The following is a 15,813-nucleotide window of genomic DNA, read 5'->3' on the forward strand; positions in this document are numbered from 1 at the left end:
CCGGCCACGCTCCTTTCCAAGCGGGTCACGGGGTCTTCTGGGCAGCCAGAATCTCCCGCCCCAGGGTCACGACCCGCTCCCGCATCGCGAAAAAACGCGCGTTCACCTCCCGCGCCTCGGCGATGACCCGATCGATGTCCGAGGGCGTCATGCCGTCGATCACGTCTGCGGGGAGATCGGACAGAAAAACCAGGTCGGAGAGAGCAATCTCCTCGAACAGCGCCCCGTCCACCAGGTCTCCCGCATCAGTCTTGGATGCCAGCCAGGCGCGAATCTCGCCGACAGTCAGCTCCTTGACGACGACCTTGCGGCCGTCGATCTCAAACTCCTTGAGGCGGCGCACCGCTTACCGCTCCTTCCGCACCGTCTGATACTGCGACAGCCCCGTGGTGGTGATGCTGGTATCCGCCAGCTGGGTCGCCGAGAGCGTCAGCTTGCCGAACTCGTCTCCGATCCAATCCACGCTCTGGGCGGGGTCAAACTGGCAGCGATGCTTCTCGATGCGTACCGCCTTGCCTGACGCAGCCTCGTTCAGGCCGTCGATCACGATGCGGTAATCGGCGGCGGCCGCCACCAAGCACTGGATCAGGTCATCCGGCAGGGGCGTATAATCCACCGTGATGGCGTCGCCCGCCACCAGGGTCGCGGCGCCGGGCAGGACATAGACCCCGCCGCGCCGCCACTCGTAGTTGGTGGCCGCCACCACCGGCGTGCCCCCCTTCTTGACCACCGGGGCGACGGTCAGATTGCCCAGGCGGGCTAGAGGGATCAGCGAGCCCAGGGCCGGCACCGTCGCCGCCTCGCCCACGATGGCCACCGCGCCGGCATTCGCCGTCACGCTGCCGCGCAGCGCCAGGGCCAGATTCTCGGGCGAAAAACTCAGCATGTGCTTCTGGCCCATCGTCTTCAAGAAAGGGGGGGTGCGCTTCTGGCTCTCGTTCACAGAAAAATTCGGCAGCGCCTTTTCGGTGGGAACGTTGCCGCGCTCGGCCACCCCCCAGGAACGCGCCGACCTGCTCGACGCTCTCGACAAGCTGATCCAGGACGCCTCGGCGGTGATCCCCGAGGATGGCAGCGTGCAGTTGATCGAGATGGCGGGCAAGAGCGCCAGCGCCGATCTCTACGAGCGCCTGGTGATGTACTGCCGCAGCGAGGTGAGCATCGCGCTCACCGGCACCAACCAGACGGTGGAGTCCAACAGCAACAAGGCCAGCGCCAGCGCCGGCCTGGAGGTGGCGGGCGACATTCGCGACGCCGATGCGGAGATCGTCGCCGACACGGTCAATACCCTGATCCGCTGGATCTGCGAACTCAACTGGGGAGGCCCCGAGCGCCCGGTATACAGCCTGTGGGACCAGGCCGCTCAGGATGAGCTGCAGGCGGCCCGGGACAAGAGCAACCATGATGCCGGGGCGCGATTCACCAACGCCTACTGGAGCCGGGCCTATGGCTACCAGGAGAGGGACCTGGCGCCGGAGGGTGCCCCGCCCGCCGCGACGCCCCCCGCGGCGCAACGCGCCCTGCACGCCGCCCGCCCGGCCGCGGCGGCGGATACCACCGACCGCCTTCTGCCGGCGCTGGCCCCCGCGGCCGACGGCACGGTCGCGGGATGGGTGGATCTGATCGAGGCCGAGCTGACGGGGTGCGAGACCCTCGCGGAATTCCGCGATCGCCTGCTGGGACTCTATGGCCACCTGCCGGCCGATGATCTGACCGCCGTCATGGCCAGAGCCTTCGAGGTGGCCGACCTGCGCGGGCGCTTCGAGGTCCGGCGCGGTGCCTGATCCCACCCTACAGGGCGGTTTCGACCTGGCTTTCGCGGAGCAGGCGGCCTTCCTGCGCAACAAACTGGACCTACCCACCGAGACCTGGCAGGACCTTCTGCATGGCGCCCACGACCGGGCCTTCGTGGTGGCCGGGGCGACCAAGGCCGATCTGCTGGCCGATCTGCACGCCGAGGTCCAGAAGGCGATCGACGACGGCACCAGCCTGAAAAAATTCCGCAAGGATTTCCGGGCCATCGTCGCCAAGCACGGCTGGGTGGATTTCACCGGCAGCGGCACCCCCGGCGGCTTTGCCTGGCGCACCAAGGTGATCTACGAGACCAACCTGCGCACGTCCTACGCCGCCGGCCGCTATGCCCAGCTCACCGACCCGGATTTCCTGGCCGCCAGGCCCTACTGGCGCTATGTGCACAGCGATTCCGTCATGCATCCGCGCCCCCTGCACCAGGCCTGGCACGGCAAGGTCATCCGGGCCGACGATCCCTGGTGGCAGACCCACTATCCGCCCAACGGCTGGGGCTGCAAGTGCCGGGTCCATGCCCTCGCGCCAGACCAGCTGGGGAAATACGGCAAGGATGCGCCCGACGCGGCGCCGCATGACGGCGACACCACCTGGACCGACCGCAACGGCAACGCCATCACGGTGCCCCGGGGCATCGATCCGGGGTGGGCCTATGCCCCCGGTGCAAGCCTGGCCCGGGAACTCCGAGAGATCGCAGGCCAGAAAGTGGCGCGGCTGCCACCCCCCCTCGGCAAGTCCTTGGCCAAAGACCTGATTTCCCCTGCGCCCGCCGCGCGGGTGTTCAAACCGCAAAAGACGGCCGCGGCAGCTGCAGATTGGGCCGTCCGCAACGATCTGGCGGACTTCGCGGACTATGGCGGGGTAAAGCCAGAGGTGGCCAACGCCTGGAATCAGAGTCTTTTCGAGCACCTTCAAGAGTTCCCGGAATTGCGCAAAAAACAAAAATTCGTGGGGACATGCCCAGGCTCAGTTTTCGCGCTGGCGGGCCTTGGAGATCGAAAAATATTTGCTGCGGCTAAAAACTGCCAACCCCGGCATTTCCGAGAGCGTTCTGCGGGCCCATGCCGAGCGGATCGTCAAAAGAAAGACGGTCAAGGCGAGCACGTGGGCGCATTCATGGGCGCAGAACGACGTTTCCGGGGTCTGTGTGAATCAGAAGTGGGGAAAGGACGTGGCCGCCTTCGAGAACGCGCTCAAGGAAAATGTCCTGGCAAATTTTCATCCGCCGGGCTGTGACAGCATTCGCAGCGTCGTGGATCATGAGTTCGGACACCAACTCGACGATCTGCTGGGCCTTCATATTGACGATGCCGTGCGGATGGCCTATAACGATGCTCGATCCCTCGGGATCGAAAACGAGGTTTCTGGATATGCCAAAGCGAACATCAAGGAATTCATCGCCGAGTGTTGGGCCGAGTCGCTCAACAACCCAGCCCCGCGGTCCTTTGCCCAGCGCATCGCCGGGATTGTCCGCGCGCGATATTCCGCTCGTTTTCCCAGAGTTTAAGCCTGACGAAGGCCGCATCACGTCCGGCCTCTGCGCCACGCCAGGAGACCAGGCTCGCTTCGACGCCTTCGTCGACGAGGGTGGCGTCCCCTCTGGCGTATAGTCCTCAGGTCTCACCGCCGAACTCTGCTCCATGGTCGACAAGATCAATCTGATCGTCAACGACGCCTCGGTTCTCCAGCGTCTCCGCGATCTGCAGGTCAGACTCACCGACCGCCAGATGGCCACCGCCTACCGCGAGATCGGCGCGGACCTGGTCGAGTCGACCCTGCGCCGCTTCGAGACCAGCACCGGCCCCGACGGCAAGCCTTGGGCACCCCTGGCGGAGGGCACCGTCCTCGCCGTACTGACCAGGGTCAAGGGGGCCTACGGAAAACGGGGGCTGACCAAGAAAGGCGCCACCGCCAAGGCCGGCCGAAAGCCCCTTGTCGATACCGGCGTCCTCCGCGACACCCTGCGCTATCAACTGATCCCTGGGGGGGTCGAAATCGGCACCAACCGATTCTCCGGGGAGTGGGAGGGTGGTGCCGCCGTCCATCAATTCGGCAGCCGCAATGGCCACATCCCCGCCCGCCCCTTCCTCGGCGTTTCCGCAGACGACAAAGCCACCGTCCTCGGGATTTTTGACCGCTACCTGCGCCAATCCGGGGCCTGATTTTTCCTCTCGCCTCGGTTTTCGCCATGCGCAAACGATTTGCGTTGGCGACTCTCCAAAACCCGGCTCCGCTCACCCCCGCTCACATTTATCGCGCCTTTCCCCGGCCATTTATCTCGCCTCCCCTCAGACGGGCCGGTTACGGCGTTTTGCCCCCCAGGAGGGCCTTCATGGCCGCCAGGCGGGCGCTGCCGGTGGCCTTGTCCGGTTCCGCAGCCGCCTTGCCGCCGCAGAAGCGAATGTCTTCCTTGCCCATTTCGGCGATGAAGCGCGAAGCTTCGCAGGGGATCAGCTCACGGGCCTGTTTGCGCCGCTCGCAGTAGGAGATATGCAGGGAGCGCTGGGCGCGGGTGATGCCCACGTACATCAGGCGACGCTCTTCCTCGACCTTGCCGGTATCCACCGATTCCCGGTGGGGGAGGATGCCTTCCTCGACGCCCACCAGGAAGACGTGGGGGTATTCCAGGCCCTTGGCGGCGTGCAGGGTGGAAAGCTGGACGGCGTCCAGGTCGGCCTCGTCCTTGTCCAGCATGTTGATGAGGGCGATGCTCTGGGTGAGGTCGAGGAGGGTCTTGCCTTCCTCTTCGCCCTTCCTGTTCAGCCAGTCGGCGAATTCCAGCACATTGCCCCAGCGGGTCTGGGCGCTGCGCTCCTCCTCGTGGTCATGGAGGTGGGCTTCGTAGTCGATGGCCTGCAACAAATCGGGCACCACCTGCTGGGCCGGTTCCTTCCCCGCCCTTTGCTGGAAGCGATTGATGAAGTGGCAGAACGCCAGCAGGGGTTCGAGCTGGCGGGCCTGCACCCGCTGGGCAAAGCCTTCCTGGAAGGCGGCCGCGAAGAGCGACAGGTGACGCTCCCCGGCGTACTGGCCCAGCACTTGCAGGGGTGGCGGCGCCGATGCCCCGCTTGGGGTGGTCGCGGCGCGGATGAAGGCGGGATCGTCGTCCTCGTTGGCGAAAAGGCGCAGGTAACTGGTGAGATCCTTGATTTCCGTCTTGTCGAAAAGACTGGCCGCCGGAGAGGCGGTAGGGAATCTTGGCGTTGCGCAACTGTTGCTCGAAGACCCGTGCCAGATGGTTGGAGCGGTAAAGGATGGCGTAGTCGCGGAAACGGCTCCGGTGCTCGAAACGGTGGGCCTGGAGCTTCATCACTACGCCCTCCGCTTCGCCCTCGTTGTCGCGGCAGGCGGTGACGGTAATGGGCTCCCCGTGGCCCAGTTCCGACCACAGGGTTTTCTCGAACAACTTTTCGTTATGGGCGATGACGGCGTTGGCCGCCTTGAGGATGCGCACCGTGGAGCGGTAGTTCTGCTCCAGCTTGATGACCCGCAGGGCCGGGAACTCGTCCGGCAGGCGCTTCAGGTTGGCGATGTCCGCCCCCCGCCAGGCGTAGATGGCCTGGTCGTCGTCCCCCACGGCGGTGAACTGGGCGCGGACGCCGGTGAGCAGCTTCAGGAGCTGGTACTGACAGGCATTGGTGTCCTGGTACTCATCCACCAGCAGATAGCGCAGGCGGTTCTGCCACTTTTCGCGCACTTCGGGGTGGCTCTCCAGGATCTGCACCGGCAGGCGGATCAGGTCGTCGAAATCCACCGCCTGATAGGCCTTGAGGGTGGCCTCGTAGGACAGGTAACTGCGGGCGGCCAGAGTCTCGGTGTCGCTGGCGGCCCGGTGCAAGGCCTCCTCGGGGCTGACCATGCCGTTCTTCCAGTGGGAGATGAGGGATTGCAGGCGGCGCAGGGTCGCCTTATCCACCGTCTTGGCCAGGTCGCCAATGATGCCGGCGCAGTCGGCGGCGTCGAAGATGGAAAAGCGCGGCTTGTAGCCCAGGGCGCGGGCTTCCTCCCGCAGGAAGCGCACCCCCAGGGAATGAAAGGTGGAAATCTGCACTTCGGCCGCCGTCTGGCCCCCCAACAGGCGGGCCACCCGCTCGTGCATCTCCTTGGCCGCCTTGTTGGTGAAGGTGATCGCCGCCACGGTGCCGGGCCGGAAGCCGCAATCCTGGATCAGATAGGCGATCTTCTGCGTGATGACCCGCGTCTTGCCCGAACCGGCGCCGGCCAGCACCAGGAGGGGGCCGTCGAGGTAGCGGATCGCTTCGCGCTGCGGGGGGTTCAAGCCGGACATGAAAAGGGAACGCCCCGGCGGACCGGGGCGTAGGCGGTGGGGATCAGGGGATTCTACCTCACGCTTCGATATCGACCGAAGGGCCTGTGAGGCCGGGCTTCAACAAGGTTTCCGCCTCTGCGCCCAGATGCACCAGGCGTTCGGCCAGTGCCCGGGCTTCGGCCAGGGTCGGGTCGGCGCTGCCGGAATCCGGGAGGTGCGACTTGGCCGCCTCCAGCTCCTGTTGCAGCGACCGTTCCCGGTCGGCATCGACCGGTTCCGCCGGGCCCACCCGCCGCAGGGCGTCGGCTTCCAGCGCCCGGGCGCGCTCGGCGGCGTCACGGATGGGGTTGCGGGTGGTGGAAGAGAGGCGGTCGAGTTTCATGGCATTGGTAACGGCATCACGCTGCGGATTCTTAACCCGAACAGACCGCCTTGGGGAGGTTTCTGCTGTCATGAACCAATTCTGGGTGAATGCGTCGAACTGCCCGGGGATGGCCTGAACAATGGGTTTGGCTCCGATTGGACAAAGGAGGAGGGGAATGAATCAATCCGGTATCCGACGCTTGGCGCTGGCAACGCTTGTCGTGGCACTTGTCTTGCAGGGAATGCAGCAGGCCAGCTCTGCCGGCGACCTGGCGCCGACGCGCCTCATCAAGCCTCGCCCCGCGCCTGCAGCCAGTAGAGCAGGGTCTGGTAGAGCAGGTCCGGGTCCACCGGTTTGGCGACGTGATCGTTCATGCCGCCGTCGACCGCGACAAACCCGCACGCTGCGCCGCATCCGCTTGACGCAAGCGCCGAGCAATGCGCAAGCGTGCCAGTTTCTCGCCAAGGGCTTGCGCTTCGGTGAGGTGTTGTGCTGAAAGCGGAGGGGCTTCGCTGTGTTTCATGTCCCCAAAAACAACCCGTAATCAGTTTAAGATTGTTAATGCGGACATTTTTCTCGGTTTGCCTCTGGCGTCAAGGTATAAAACCTGGGGCCGGGGGGCGGTAGTTGGTTAGCATCCTTGCGGGGAAAACAGGAATGCTTGGGTCATTGCATTGAGGTAACCCTGCCGCCGACTCTTCAGTGCGCCGCTTCCCAATTCGCTCCGACCCCCACCTCAACCACCAGCGGCACCGAGAGTTGCGCCACCTGGGTCATCAGCCGGGGCAGGTGGGTGCGGACGTCCATCAGCTCGGCATCCGGCACTTCCAGCACCAGCTCGTCGTGCACCTGGAGGACCAGCTTTGAGGCCATGCGCTTTTCGTCCAGCCACTTCTGCACGGCGATCATGGCCATCTTGATGAGGTCGGCGGCCGTGCCCTGCATGGGGGCGTTGATGGCGGCACGTTCGGCGCCCTGGCGGCGGCCCTGCTGGCTGGCGCGGATGTCGGCGAACCACAGGCGACGGCCAAAGGCGGTCTCGACGTAGCCTTGCTGGCGGGCGGAGTTGCGGGTTTCTTCCATGTAGCGGGCGACACCGGGGTAGCGGGCGAAGTAGCGGTCGATGTAGGTCTGGGCGGCGCCGCGCTCCAGGTCGAGCTGGCGGGCCAGCCCAAAGGCGCTCATGCCGTAGATGAGGCCGAAGTTGATGGTCTTGGCGACGCGGCGCTGGTCGGGGCCGACTTCCAGGGGCGTAACGCCGAAGATTTCGGCGGCGGTGGCCCGGTGCACGTCCTCGCCCTGGGCGAAGGCGTCGAGCAGGCGGGGGTCGCGGGAGAGGTGGGCCATGATGCGCAGCTCGATCTGCGAGTAGTCGGCGGAAACGATGCTGCTGCCGGCCGGCGCCACAAAGGCGGTGCGGATGCGCCGGCCTTCCTCGGTGCGCACGGGGATGTTCTGCAGGTTGGGGTCGCTGGACGCGAGCCGGCCGGTGGCGACGCTGGCCTGGGCGTAATGGGTATGGACGCGGCCGGTGGCGGGATTCACCGAGCGGGGCAGCTTGTCGGTGTAGGTGCCCTTCAGCTTCGAGAGGCTGCGGTGTTCCAGCAGCAGCTTGGGCAGGGGGTAGTCCAGTGCCAGTTCGGAGAGCACCTCCTCATCGGTGGAGGGCGTGCCCGAGGGCGTCTTCTTCTTCACCGGCAGGCCCTGGCGCTCGAAAAGGATTTCGGCGAGCTGTTTGGGGGAAGCCAGGTTGAAGGGTTGGCCGGCCAGTGCGTGGGCCTGGGTCTCCAGGGCCATGATCTTCTGGCCGAGTTCGTGGCTTTGCCGCGCCAGGGCAGTCGTGTCGATGAGGACGCCGTTCCTCTCCATGCGCCAGATGACCTGCTGCACCGGCACTTCCAGCTCGCCGTAGATGCGGGCCAGGCCGGGCTCCTGGGCGAAGCGCGGGAGGAGGGTTTCATGGACGCGCAGGGTGACGTCGGCGTCCTCGGCGGAATAGGCTGCGGCCCGCTCCACGTCCACCTGATCGAAGCCGATCTGCCTGGCGCCCTTGCCGCACAGGTCTTCGTAGGCGATGGTGGCCAGGCCCAGGTGGCGGCTGCACAGCTGGCCGAGGTCGTGGCCTTTGTCGGACTCCAGGACGTAGGACTGGAGCATGGTGTCGTGGGCGACGCCGGCCAGCGCAATGCCGTGGTTGGCGAAGACGTGCCGGTCGTACTTGGCGTTCTGCAGCAGCTTGGGCTTGCCTGCATCCTCCAGCCAGGGCTTCAAGCGGGCCAGCACCTGCTCCCGGTCGAGCTGGTCCGGGGCGCCGGGCGCCGTGTGGGCCACCGGGATGTAGCAGGCCTCGCCGGCCTTCACGGAGAGCGAGATGCCGACGATGCGGGCGGCGAAGGCGTCGAGGCTGGTGGTTTCGGTGTCCAGGGCGGTGAGGAGCGCGGCGTCGATGCGGGCCAGCCAGGCTTCCAGGTGCTCCCAGGTGAACACCGTTTCGTAGGCGGCGCGATGGTCGCCCGACGCATCCAGGGTCGGGGCCGGGGCGGGCGTTGCCGGATCGGCCGCCGGGGCGACGCCGGATTCCAGTTCCTTCAGCCAGGTCTTGAACTCGAAGCGGCTGAACAGGGTTTTCAACGTCTCCGCGTCACGGGGCTGGGGTGTCAGTTCGCCCGGCGCCGGCAGGTCGGGCAGGTCACAGACGACGGTCACCAGCTTGCGGCCCAGGGGCAGGAATTCCAGGTGGGCGCGCAGATTTTCCCCCACCACGCCACCGATTTCGCCGGCATGGGCCACGACGCCATCCAGGTCGCCGTACTGCGCCAACCACTTGAGGGCCGTCTTGGGGCCGCATTTGGCGACGCCGGGAACGCCGTCCACGCTGTCGCCGATCAGCGCCAGGTAATCGACGATGCGCTGCGGCGGCACGCCGAACTTGGCCTCCACCCCAGCCGGGTCGAGCAGCTCGTTGCTCATGGTGTTGAACCAGCGCACCGAGGGGCTGACCAGTTGTGTCAAATCCTTGTCACCGGTGGAGATTAGAGTTTCCAGGCCGGCGGAAGAGGCCCGGGCGGCCAGGGTGCCGATGACGTCGTCGGCTTCCACGCCATCGACCATGAGCAGCGGCCAGCCGGCAGCCTGCACGGCGGCATGGATGGGCTCGATCTGGCGCACCAGGTCTTCGGGCATGGGGGGGCGGTGGGCCTTGTATTCAGGGAACCAGTCGTCGCGGAAGGTCTTGCCCTTGGCATCGAAGACGACGGCCTTGTAGTCTGCCTTGTAGTCGCTTTCCAGCCGGCGTAGCATGGAAAGCACCCCATACAGCGCGCCCGTGGGCTCGCCGGCCTTGTTTCTCAGGTCGGGCAGGGCATGGAAGGCGCGATAGAGGTAGGACGAACCGTCCACCAAGAGGAGCAGAGGCATATGACAGAGAACAATAAATTCGTTTGCCCGGCGGAGGGTGACGCCGCCATCCAGGCGGCCTCGGCCCGGGAATCCTGGCGCATCTTCGGCATTATGTCAGAGTTCGTCGAGGCCACCGAAAGGCTCTCCTCGATCCGGCCGGCGGTCACCGTCTTCGGCAGCGCCCGGGTGCCCGTCGACTCTCCCTACTATGTGCTGACCGAGACCATCGCCCGCCTGCTGTCCGATTCCGGCTTCGCGGTCATCTCGGGCGGCGGCCCCGGCATCATGGAAGCGGCCAACAAGGGCGCTTTCGACGGCAGGTCGCCCTCGGTGGGGCTCAACATCCAGTTGCCCCACGAGCAGCGGGCCAATCCCTACCAGGACGTCTCCCAGACCTTCCGCCACTTCTTTGCCCGCAAGTACATGTTCGTGCGCTTTGCCAGCGCCTACGTGGTCATGCCCGGCGGTTTCGGCACCCTGGACGAATTGCTCGAAGCCCTGACCCTGATCCAGACGGGCAAGAGCCGCAAGATACCCATCATCCTGGTCTGCTCGGCCTTCTGGGCCGGGCTGGTCGATTGGTTCCGCAACCGCTTGGCCGAGGAGAAAATGATCGACCCCGCCGACATGGATCTCATCCAGGTCATCGACGAACCGGACCGGGTGGTCGAAGCCATCTTCAAGCATTACGAGGCCCGCCCCTTCGCGCCCCTGCCCAACGAGCGGGAGATGATGCTCAACCTGTAATAAAATGGGGCTCCCGCCCCCCAGGAAACACCATGCGCCGCCTCATTCCCCTTTTGTTCCTCGCCGCCCTGCCCGTCTGGGCTGAGGCGCCGCGCCCCAACGACCTGCAGCCGCTTCCCGCCGTGCCCCCGCCCCCGCCGGGCATGGAGGCCTTCGACGCGGCGCTCGAACCCCAGGTCACCATCGTGCGCAACGACAAGGAAACCCGCGAGGAATTCCGCGCCAACGGCAAGCTGTACATGGTCAAGGTCACGCCAGTGGGCGGCAAGCCCTATTACCTGGTCGATCACCAGGGCAATGGCCAGTTCATCGAGGCGGACATGGTGGGCGGCCCGGTGGTCAAGCCGCCCATGTGGGTGATCCATAGCTGGTAAAGGACTTGGGGAGGGCTGATTCCGCCCCCCCGCAGCAATGGCAGATCCCTCTCCCTTTCCGGTCGCGCCCCGTCCCTTCGACGGCGCCAGCCGCCACGTCGACCCCGGCGCCTGCTTCGACTGGCTGCGCCAGGGCTGGGCGCTCTTCCTGGCCGATCCCGGAACCTGGCTGGCCTGTTCCCTGCTCACCCTCCTCATCGGCATCAGCCCCACCATCGTCCCCCTGGTGGGCGGCGTGGCGACCAACCTCCTGATGCCCATCCTGAGCGCCGGCCTCCTCGACCAGGCCCGCCGCCAGTCCCGCGGCGAGGACATCGACGTAGGCGGGCTGTTCAACGGCTTTCGCCACCGCACGGGTGAGCTCGTTCTCCTGGGCGTGGTGTTCACCGTGGCCATCGTCGCCGTCGTGGTGGTCATCGGCATCCTCATCGGCGGCGGCGTTGCCGGTGGCCTGTTCGGCGCCTCCACCGGGCGGCCGGTCGTGGCGGGCGCCGGTTTCGGTGTCGTTCTGGGGGGGCTTTTGCTCGGTGGTCTGCTGATCTCCCTGGCCCTGGTGCCCCTGACCATGGCCATGTGGTTCGCCCCCGCCCTGGTGTATTTCAACGGCATGGCTCCGGTGGCCGCCATGAAGGCGAGCTTCGCCGCCTGCCTCGCCAACTGGCTGCCTTTCCTGGTCTTCAGCGTCATCCTCACGGTGCTCTGCTTCTTCGCCACCCTGCCCCTGGGCCTGGGCTTTCTCGTCCTCCTGCCCGTCTTCTCCGGCGCCCTGTACGCGTCCTACCGCGACGTCTTTCCCACCAGCTGATGCGTGCCCAACAACTCCCCCCCGCCGCGGGCTGGAACTGGATCGTCGGCGGCGCCAGCCTGTACCGCCGCAATCCGCCCGTCCTCGGCCTTCTCGTCGTTGCCTACTGGTTCACCGTCGTCCTGCTCTCGGCCATGCCCCTCATCGGCACGGTGCTCGCCTCCCTGGCCGTTCCCGGGCTCTCGGTGGGACTCATGCACAGTTGCCGCCAGCTGGAGCGCCGCCAGACCCCGGCGCTGCAAACGCTCTACGGCGGCCTGCGCGAAAACCCGCGTACCCTCGCGGCCCTCGGCGCCCTTTATCTGGCCTGCACCCTGGCCATCCTGATGCTTTCTTCCCTGGCCGATGGCGGCGAGTTGCTGCGCTTCATGCTCTCGGGCCAGCCCCTGGACCGGGAGACGGTGGAGAGCGGCCGCCTCATGGCACCCGCCACCATCGTCATCCTGCTGCTTGCCCCGGTGCTCATGGCCTACTGGTTCGCCCCGGTCCTCGCCGCCTGGCACGGGCTGTCGGTGGGCAAGGCGCTGTTCTTCAGCCTGATGGCCTGCTGGATCAACTGGCGCGCCTTCCTGACCTACGGCATCGCCCTGGCCCTGGTGGCAGCGGTGCTGCCCGGCGTGGTGCTGGCCGTCCTCCTGCTCATCTTCCCCGGCGCGGCCAATTTCCTCACCGCCCTGGTCACCGTGCCGGCCATGCTGGTGCTGGCCCCTATCGTCTTCGCCAGCTTTTACGTCAGTTACCGCGACGTGTTCGGAATCGATGCCGCGGCTTGAACCCCTGGGCGTTTTCGGGGGCACCTTCGACCCGGTTCACAGCGGGCATCTGCGCCTGGCCGAAGAGGCCCGCGAGGGCCTCGCTCTCGAGGGTGTGCGTTGGATTCCGGCCGGCCAGCCCCCCCACCGGGACAGGCCGGGCGTCGGGGCTGTCCACCGGTTGGCCATGGTGCGCCTGGCCGTGACCGGCAACCCGGCCTTCTCCGTCGACGCCAGCGAGGTGGAGGCCGAGCGCCCGAGCTACACCGTCCCCACCCTGGAGCGGCTGCGGGACGAACTGGGCCGCGAGCGGCCCCTGGTCCTGCTGCTGGGGGCCGATGCCTTTGGCGGCTTGCCCACCTGGCATCGCTGGACGACGCTGTTCGAACTCGCCCATGTGGCGGTTTCCCACCGCCCCGGCTACCCGGTAGAGCCCGACGGCCTGCCGCCGGCCCTGGCGGAAGTCTTCGCCCGCCGGCGCCTGGCCTCCCCGGATGGCCTGGGACAGGCGCCCGGCGGCGGCATCGTCACCTTCGCCATGACCCAACTGGCCATTTCCGCCACCCAGATTCGCGGCATCGTCGCCCGGGGCGCCAGTCCCCGCTATTTGCTGCCCGACGCCCTTGTCGACTATATTCAACGGCACCACCTTTACCAAAGCGCCTGATGGACGTCCGCAAACTGCAGAAAATCGTCGTCGCTGCCCTGGAAGACATCAAGGGCAAGGACATCGAAGTCATCAACACCACCCGCCTCACCTCCCTGTTCGACCGCATCGTCATCGCGTCCGGGGATTCCAACCGCCAGGTCAAGGCCCTGGCCCGCAACGTGCAGGAAAAGGTACGCGAAGCCGGCGGCGAAGTCGTCTCGGTGGAGGGCGAGGAATTCGGCGAGTGGGTTCTGGTGGATCTGGGCGATCTGGTGGTCCACGTCATGCAGCCGGCCGTCCGCCAGTACTACAACCTGGAAGAACTCTGGCAGGTGACGCCTGCCCAGCGCCGCGCCGCAGCGGCCGAATCCCGGGCCGCATGAAGCTGGCTGTGGTGGCCGTGGGCCACCGGCAGCCGGCGTGGATCGACGCAGGCTGCACGGAGTACCTGCGCCGCATGCCCCGGGAACTTCCCGCCACCCTGGTCGAAATCAAGCCCGAGCCCCGCGGATCGAAGTCCCGGGAACAACTGCTGGCGGCGGAGAAGGGGCGCATCCGCGACGCGCTGCCCGCCAACCCCCGCCTGGTCGTCCTCGACGAGCGGGGGGACGACCTCACCACCCTGCAACTGGCGCGCCGCCTGGAGAGCTGGATGCACGACGGCCGCGACGCCGCCCTGCTCGTCGGCGGCGCCGATGGCCTGGATGAGGAACTGAAGCGCGAAGCCGACGAGCGCCTGCGCCTCTCCAGCCTCACCCTTCCTCATGGTCTGGCGCGCCTGCTACTGTGCGAGCAGTTGTACCGGGCGGTGAGCGTCCTCAAGAATCACCCTTATCACCGGGAAGGGTGATCCGCTCCTCCCGCTTGCCCCTGATCCCGAGAACCGAGCCATGCGCATCCATCTTGCCTCCCGCAGTCCCCGCCGCCGCGAGATTCTCGACCAGATCGGCGTGGCCTTCGACACCATGATTTTTCGCACCGGCGAGCGGGCCGACCCGGAGACCGACGAGACACCGTTGCCCGGAGAGGATCCCGTCGCCTACGTGGAACGGGTCGCCCGGGCCAAGGCGGACCACGGCGGGCGCATCCTCGACTGGCGCAAGCTGGTGCGCCAGCCGGTGCTGGCGGCCGACACCACGCTGGAATTCGCCGGTTCCATCATCGGCAAACCGAACGGTCCCGGCGACGCCGAGGCCATTCTGCGTCGCCTGTCGGGACAGAGCCATCGCGTCCTCACCGGCGTGGCCCTGTACCACGGGGGCCGCACCGAATTCGGCCTGTCGGTCAGCGAGGTAGTCTTCCGCCCCCTGGACGACGACGAAATCCGGCACTACGTCGCCAGCGGCGACCCCCTGGACAAGGCCGGCGCCTACGGCATTCAGGGGCGCGCCGGCATCTTCGTGCGCCATCTCGCCGGCAGCTACACCGGCGTGATGGGGCTGCCGGTCTGCGAAACCGCAGAACTTCTCAAAGCCGCCGGCTGGCGTTTTTGATACCCATCCTGGCCGGGAGCGTAAGCAGCGCCTCGGCTGGGCTCAGGACAGGCCCTTCGATACAACTCAGGACAGGCTTGTCGAAGGAAGCGCGGATTTCTACCGCACAAGCGCCAGCAGATGCGCCACCGCTTCAGCCGCGCCGGCGGTTGCGGGCGGCGTCGGCGGGGGCTGGCTCCACAGTGCCTGCAACTCGCCCTCCAGCCCGCCCTCGGCCAGGGCCCGGGCGGGCACCTCCCGGCAGGCCCCGTGGGCGTGCAGCCAGGCGATGAGGCAGTCCTGTTCCGGCCAGTCGTCCCGGCGCACGTAGAGCACCGGCGTTGCGCAGGCCGCGGCTTCGGTGAAGGTTCCGTAACCAGGCTTGGTGAGCACCGCATCCACCGAGGCGAGCAAGTCCGGAAAATCCAGGCCGCAGGATTCCGCCGCCACGGCGTCCGGGTGGCGACAATCCCAGCCTGCCGGGACCAGCCAGCGCAGGCCGGATTGGTGCGGCCAGGCTTCGAGAGGCAGGCGATGGGCGATGCCGCCCAGGGCGATCAGGACGTTGCGCCGACCATCCGGGAAGCCCAGGAGGCGGCGCTGCCCGGGGTGAGTGACCACGCCGATATCCACCCGGTTGCTCAGGTCGTTCATGGGCATGGCCGGTGTCAGGCGCAGGAAGGCGCTGGCGGAGCGGTAGGCGGCGAGCATCTCGCCGTGGATGCTTGCCGCCCAGGGTTGGTGGCGGAAGTAGTGGGCGAAGAGGTCGGCCCAGTTGAGGGAGCACACGGCCGCGGCGGGGATGCCGGCCGCCGCCGCCCCGGCAAGGGGCAGGTAACTGACCGAGGAGAGAACCAGATCGGCCCCTGATTCCCGCAAGGAGCGAGCCTCGGTGGCGACCCGCCGGGGCCAGTCGGCGTGGTCGCGGAGGTAGGCGGCGGCGCTGGCGGCAAGGTCCAGGGCCAGGGCGTCGCGCATGAGGAAGCCGAAGTCGGACCCTTGCGGCAGATGGCTGAACGCCGGCGCAAGCCGCTTGCGCAGCGCCGCAGCCGGCAGGGCGCTGCGCAGGGTCAGGCGCAGCCTGGGGACGGCAGCGGCCAGGGCGTTGATGATGGGCGCGGCGATGGCCAGATGGCCCAGGCCGTGGCTAGAAATGTCGGCAAACAGGTGCATGC

Annotated in this window: 17 protein-coding genes and 1 pseudogene; 12 read left to right on the forward strand and 6 right to left on the reverse strand. The window is 67.0% G+C overall.

The window, feature by feature from the left end; translation table 11 throughout:
- Positions 1–25: 25 nt before the first annotated feature.
- Positions 26–343, reverse strand: coding sequence for a hypothetical protein (locus IPM73_17160; GenBank protein MBK8919715.1), 318 nt, complete (start codon positions 341–343; stop codon positions 26–28).
- Between the two features lie 3 nt (positions 344–346).
- Positions 347–886, reverse strand: coding sequence for a hypothetical protein (locus IPM73_17165; GenBank protein MBK8919716.1), 540 nt, complete (start codon positions 884–886; stop codon positions 347–349).
- Between IPM73_17165 and IPM73_17170 the strand changes: the two genes are divergently transcribed.
- From IPM73_17170 to IPM73_17185, 4 genes are all read left to right on the forward strand, one after another.
- Positions 885–1,784, forward strand: a complete 900-nt coding sequence (locus IPM73_17170) for a DUF935 family protein (GenBank protein MBK8919717.1) — start codon at positions 885–887, stop codon at positions 1,782–1,784. The genes IPM73_17165 and IPM73_17170 overlap by 2 nt on opposite strands.
- Complete coding sequence (locus IPM73_17175; protein ID MBK8919718.1) at positions 1,777–3,042, forward strand: hypothetical protein; 1,266 nt, start codon at positions 1,777–1,779, stop codon at positions 3,040–3,042. The genes IPM73_17170 and IPM73_17175 overlap by 8 nt, the downstream gene beginning before the upstream one ends.
- Positions 2,978–3,313, forward strand: coding sequence for a hypothetical protein (locus tag IPM73_17180; GenBank protein ID MBK8919719.1), 336 nt, complete (start codon positions 2,978–2,980; stop codon positions 3,311–3,313). Before IPM73_17175 ends, IPM73_17180 begins: the two co-directional genes overlap by 65 nt.
- Before the next feature lie 133 nt (positions 3,314–3,446).
- Positions 3,447–3,968, forward strand: a complete 522-nt coding sequence (locus IPM73_17185) for a phage virion morphogenesis protein (protein ID MBK8919720.1) — start codon at positions 3,447–3,449, stop codon at positions 3,966–3,968.
- A gap of 139 nt (positions 3,969–4,107) precedes the next feature.
- Here the strand turns inward: IPM73_17185 and IPM73_17190 are convergent.
- From IPM73_17190 to polA, 3 genes and pseudogenes are all read right to left on the reverse strand, one after another.
- Positions 4,108–6,094: pseudogene (locus tag IPM73_17190) on the reverse strand (UvrD-helicase domain-containing protein).
- Between the two features lie 58 nt (positions 6,095–6,152).
- A complete protein-coding gene (locus IPM73_17195) occupies positions 6,153–6,458 on the reverse strand; it encodes a hypothetical protein (protein ID MBK8919721.1) in 306 nt (101 codons plus the stop codon).
- Between the two features lie 681 nt (positions 6,459–7,139).
- The gene (gene polA / locus IPM73_17200; protein MBK8919722.1) at positions 7,140–9,857 is read right to left on the reverse strand and encodes a DNA polymerase I; all 2,718 of its coding nucleotides are present in this window, start codon (positions 9,855–9,857) and stop codon (positions 7,140–7,142) included.
- On the opposite strand from polA, the gene IPM73_17205 reads away from it, so the two are divergent.
- The 8 genes from IPM73_17205 to maf are packed head-to-tail and all read left to right on the forward strand — an operon-like array spanning position 9,858 to position 14,659.
- Entirely contained in the window at positions 9,858–10,586 is a 729-nt protein-coding gene (locus tag IPM73_17205; GenBank protein MBK8919723.1) for a TIGR00730 family Rossman fold protein, read from the forward strand. It abuts the gene before it with no gap.
- A gap of 32 nt (positions 10,587–10,618) precedes the next feature.
- Positions 10,619–10,960: a DUF2782 domain-containing protein gene (locus IPM73_17210; protein ID MBK8919724.1), complete on the forward strand. Its 342-nt coding sequence runs from the start codon at positions 10,619–10,621 to the stop codon at positions 10,958–10,960.
- Between the two features lie 37 nt (positions 10,961–10,997).
- A complete protein-coding gene (locus IPM73_17215) occupies positions 10,998–11,765 on the forward strand; it encodes a DUF2189 domain-containing protein (protein ID MBK8919725.1) in 768 nt (255 codons plus the stop codon).
- Complete coding sequence (locus tag IPM73_17220) at positions 11,765–12,538, forward strand: hypothetical protein (GenBank protein ID MBK8919726.1); 774 nt, start codon at positions 11,765–11,767, stop codon at positions 12,536–12,538. Before IPM73_17215 ends, IPM73_17220 begins: the two co-directional genes overlap by 1 nt.
- A complete protein-coding gene (nadD, locus tag IPM73_17225; protein MBK8919727.1) occupies positions 12,525–13,184 on the forward strand; it encodes a nicotinate-nucleotide adenylyltransferase in 660 nt (219 codons plus the stop codon). The genes IPM73_17220 and nadD overlap by 14 nt, the downstream gene beginning before the upstream one ends.
- Positions 13,184–13,549, forward strand: coding sequence for a ribosome silencing factor (rsfS, locus tag IPM73_17230; protein ID MBK8919728.1), 366 nt, complete (start codon positions 13,184–13,186; stop codon positions 13,547–13,549). The genes nadD and rsfS overlap by 1 nt, the downstream gene beginning before the upstream one ends.
- Positions 13,546–14,016 (forward strand): 23S rRNA (pseudouridine(1915)-N(3))-methyltransferase RlmH, encoded by a 471-nt coding sequence (rlmH, locus tag IPM73_17235; protein ID MBK8919729.1) that lies wholly within the window; start codon positions 13,546–13,548, stop codon positions 14,014–14,016. Before rsfS ends, rlmH begins: the two co-directional genes overlap by 4 nt.
- 40 nt (positions 14,017–14,056) lie before the next feature.
- The gene (maf, locus tag IPM73_17240) at positions 14,057–14,659 is read left to right on the forward strand and encodes a septum formation inhibitor Maf (protein MBK8919730.1); all 603 of its coding nucleotides are present in this window, start codon (positions 14,057–14,059) and stop codon (positions 14,657–14,659) included.
- 99 nt (positions 14,660–14,758) lie between these two features.
- Here maf and IPM73_17245 read toward each other — a convergent pair whose 3' ends face one another.
- Entirely contained in the window at positions 14,759–15,811 is a 1,053-nt protein-coding gene (locus tag IPM73_17245; GenBank protein MBK8919731.1) for a hypothetical protein, read from the reverse strand.
- Positions 15,812–15,813 lie beyond the last annotated feature (2 nt).

The sequence above is a fragment of the Betaproteobacteria bacterium genome, from assembly GCA_016720065.1.
GTDB lineage: Bacteria > Pseudomonadota > Gammaproteobacteria > Burkholderiales > Rhodocyclaceae > SSSZ01.

Coding starts and splice junctions, on each gene's coding strand:
- IPM73_17170 (MBK8919717.1), top strand. CDS start 885: ATGTGCTTCTGGCCCATCGTCTTCAAGAAAGGGGGGGTGCGCTTCTGG.
- IPM73_17165 (MBK8919716.1), bottom strand. CDS start 886: ATGCTGAGTTTTTCGCCCGAGAATCTGGCCCTGGCGCTGCGCGGCAGC.
- IPM73_17185 (MBK8919720.1), top strand. CDS start 3,447: ATGGTCGACAAGATCAATCTGATCGTCAACGACGCCTCGGTTCTCCAG.
- IPM73_17195 (MBK8919721.1), bottom strand. CDS start 6,458: ATGAAACTCGACCGCCTCTCTTCCACCACCCGCAACCCCATCCGTGAC.
- polA (MBK8919722.1), bottom strand. CDS start 9,857: ATGCCTCTGCTCCTCTTGGTGGACGGTTCGTCCTACCTCTATCGCGCC.
- IPM73_17205 (MBK8919723.1), top strand. CDS start 9,858: ATGACAGAGAACAATAAATTCGTTTGCCCGGCGGAGGGTGACGCCGCC.
- IPM73_17210 (MBK8919724.1), top strand. CDS start 10,619: ATGCGCCGCCTCATTCCCCTTTTGTTCCTCGCCGCCCTGCCCGTCTGG.
- IPM73_17215 (MBK8919725.1), top strand. CDS start 10,998: ATGGCAGATCCCTCTCCCTTTCCGGTCGCGCCCCGTCCCTTCGACGGC.
- IPM73_17220 (MBK8919726.1), top strand. CDS start 11,765: ATGCGTGCCCAACAACTCCCCCCCGCCGCGGGCTGGAACTGGATCGTC.
- nadD (MBK8919727.1), top strand. CDS start 12,525: ATGCCGCGGCTTGAACCCCTGGGCGTTTTCGGGGGCACCTTCGACCCG.
- rsfS (MBK8919728.1), top strand. CDS start 13,184: ATGGACGTCCGCAAACTGCAGAAAATCGTCGTCGCTGCCCTGGAAGAC.
- rlmH (MBK8919729.1), top strand. CDS start 13,546: ATGAAGCTGGCTGTGGTGGCCGTGGGCCACCGGCAGCCGGCGTGGATC.
- maf (MBK8919730.1), top strand. CDS start 14,057: ATGCGCATCCATCTTGCCTCCCGCAGTCCCCGCCGCCGCGAGATTCTC.
- IPM73_17245 (MBK8919731.1), bottom strand. CDS start 15,811: ATGCACCTGTTTGCCGACATTTCTAGCCACGGCCTGGGCCATCTGGCC.